Origin of the sequence: Burkholderia sp. KCJ3K979, assembly GCF_016759955.1 — a bacterium.
In the GTDB taxonomy this organism is placed as follows: domain Bacteria; phylum Pseudomonadota; class Gammaproteobacteria; order Burkholderiales; family Burkholderiaceae; genus Burkholderia; species Burkholderia orbicola.
Genome location: NZ_JACFYV010000459.1, coordinates 1 through 621 on the forward strand (window position 1 = coordinate 1; position 621 = coordinate 621).

Genomic DNA, 621 nt, shown 5'->3' on the forward strand with positions numbered 1-621 from the left:
CCGCCGATCGAGCGCGCGTTCGCGTTCGGCGGTGTGCCGCTGCCGCGCGAGACCGGCGTCGATTCGATCGACCGGATCTACGTCGATGCGCACGACCGGATCGTGCAGCGCTTCGCGATGCCGCAGACGCAGACGGGCTGGAACGTGATCTACACGGCGCTCAAGCGTGCGCTGCCCGCCAGCGTCATCCACGCGGGCGACGCGTTCGAGCGGTTCGAACCGGACGGCGAGCGGATCGTCGCGCATTTCGCGAGCGGCCGCGCCGAGACGGCCGACCTGCTGATCGGCGCGGACGGCGGCCGCTCGACCGTGCGCGCGCAATTGCTGCCGGACGTGCGGCCGACGTATGCGGGCTATGTCGCGTGGCGCGGGCTCGTCGACGAACGCGCGCTGCCCGAGCAGGTGCTGCTTCTGCTGCGCGAACGCTTCACGTTCCAGCAAGGCGACCGGCACCTGTTCCTGACCTATCTGGTGCCCGGCGCCGACGGCACGATCGAACCGGGCAAACGGCGCGTGAACTGGGTGTGGTACCGGCGTCTCGCATCCGACCGGATGCCGTCGCTGTTCGTTGCGCGCGACGGCACGCAGCGCGACGGGTCGCTGCCGCCCGGCGCGATGCGT

General features: G+C 71.2%; 1 protein-coding gene. It reads left to right on the plus strand.

Annotation, left to right across the window (positions count from 1 at the left end):
* Positions 1-621 (plus strand): FAD binding domain-containing protein (locus H3O04_RS35620; RefSeq protein WP_442862863.1); only part of this gene is annotated, 621 nt, incomplete at both ends.